This is a genomic window from Flavobacterium bernardetii, from assembly GCF_011305415.1.
GTDB lineage: Bacteria > Bacteroidota > Bacteroidia > Flavobacteriales > Flavobacteriaceae > Flavobacterium > Flavobacterium bernardetii.
In genome coordinates this window covers 1-1910 of sequence record NZ_JAANOQ010000030.1, presented here as the reverse complement: position 1 = coordinate 1910, position 1910 = coordinate 1, and the positions used below count along the sequence as shown (strand labels likewise).

The window sequence follows — 1910 nt, the reverse complement described above, 5'->3', positions numbered from 1 at the left end:
ATTTCTCGCAAGAAATATTATATTTGAAAGAAAATAAGCGGTTACGAAGTCGCCACTTCAGCAAGCCGCGGAACGTTGTGTGCTATAATTCCGCTGAACGTAAACTACATGAAAAAAATCAAAATTTATTTGCTAATTGTTAACTTTTAAGATAACTTTGTCAAATGAGCAGAGAAATTATATTTTATGAAAATCATTTTATTGAGTTTTACCAAAGTCAAGATGAAAAGGTAAAAGAAAAAATGAAATACGTTCTTGAATTAATAAAACAAGTTGAGAAAGTTCCGGAAAAATTTTTAAAACATTTGACAGGAACAAACGGACTTTATGAAATAAGAATTGAATATCAGTCAAATATTTATAGAATATTTTGTTGCTTTGATAAAGGGAAATTAGTTGTGCTTTTTAATGGTTTTCAGAAAAAATCTCAAAAGACACCAAAAAATGAATTGGAAAAAGCATTGAATTTAATGAACGAGTATTTTCAACAAAAAAACATTTAAAATGAAAGATTATAAAAACATAAAAAATTTTGATCAACTTATTGAAGTTGAACACGGAAAAATCGGAACAGAAAGTAGAAATAGCTACGAAGAAAAATCACAGATGTTCATCATAAGTGAAATGCTTAAAGACGCTCGAAAAGAAGCTAAAATAACTCAAGAGCAATTGGCGGAAAAAACTGGAACAAAAAAAAGCTACATTTCGAGAATTGAAAACGGAAGAGGAAATATTCAACTTTCAACATTAATAAGAATCTTTGAAATAGGATTAAATAAAAGAATTGGGTTAACCTTTTTGTAAGTAAATATCATTACAGCACACAACAGGCGTTTGGCAAGATTGCGAATTTTGTAGTAAATTCACGTTTACATCTCGCAAGAAATTTTATCTTTAACAGAAAATAATCGATTCCAAACTTCGCAACCTCGCCAAGCGCCGGAACGTTAGCAACAAGCTTAAAAAAATTATGGATATAGAAGAAATATTAGATTACTTTCAAAACAAAGAATATTTTGAAGAACATTCAGAATGGATAGCCGAACACGTGGAAAAACATTTTCCGAATGAGGAAGTAAAAGTATTTCATGAATTTATGTCATTGGATTTTAAATTACATGTCTATTTTATTAAGCCTAAAAAATTAAATTATAATATTTTATTGACAAGCGGGATGAGCAGTTTAGAAATGAATGTCCCTGAAATTGTAGAAGAAAAAGATAATTATAAGTTTGCAGAGTTGATGCTGTTAATTCCAAAAGACATAGAATTTAATGAGGTTTATACTGGGGAAAACAAAAATGATTTTATAATTAAAATGCTAAAGGTTACTGGTAAATTTCCACATCATTACGATACTTGGTTAGGAATTGGTCATACAATTAGATATTCAGAAGATTTAGAATCTTACAGTGCTGACACTAACTTTATTGGTGGTGTTATATTACCATCTGCAACTTTTGAAGAAGACTTTACAGAAATAATTAAAGATGGTAGAATCATTAACATTTACAGCTTCTTTCCTCTATACGAAAACGAACTAAACTATAAAATTGAAAATGGTTACAATGCTCTTTTAGATTTAATAATAAAAAACAATTGTTTGGAAATATTAGACAACAATAGAAAAAATATAACTCCTAAAAAATCATTTTGGAACAAATTGAGAAAATAAAAGCCAGTTGCTAACAGCCGTTTGGCAAGATTGCGAATTTTGTAGTAAATTCACGTTTACATTTCGCAAGAAATTTTATATTTGATAGAAAATAATCAGTTCCGAAGTTCGCAACCTCGCCAAGCGCCGGAACGTTATATACCAGTCGTTTAGAATCAAAAACACAAGAACAATTTCTAATATTTCAACATCTATTTTCAGAAAACGCTTCGCTCCTATTTTGTTTTAAACTCGA

General features: G+C 29.2%; 3 protein-coding genes. All 3 read left to right on the top strand.

Going from position 1 to position 1910, the window contains the following annotated elements:
* Positions 1–164: 164 nt before the first annotated feature.
* The 3 genes from G6N05_RS15470 (at position 165) to G6N05_RS15460 (ending at position 1675) form a co-directional block, all read left to right on the top strand.
* Positions 165–503 carry a type II toxin-antitoxin system RelE/ParE family toxin gene (locus G6N05_RS15470; protein WP_103806036.1) on the top strand — a complete coding sequence of 113 codons (339 nt, stop codon included), beginning with the start codon at positions 165–167 and terminating at the stop codon, positions 501–503.
* A 1-nt stretch (position 504) separates the two neighbouring features.
* A complete protein-coding gene (locus G6N05_RS15465; RefSeq protein ID WP_166131876.1) occupies positions 505–804 on the top strand; it encodes a helix-turn-helix domain-containing protein in 300 nt (99 codons plus the stop codon).
* 166 nt (positions 805–970) lie between these two features.
* Positions 971–1675, top strand: a complete 705-nt coding sequence (locus G6N05_RS15460) for a suppressor of fused domain protein (protein ID WP_166131873.1) — start codon at positions 971–973, stop codon at positions 1673–1675.
* Positions 1676–1910 lie beyond the last annotated feature (235 nt).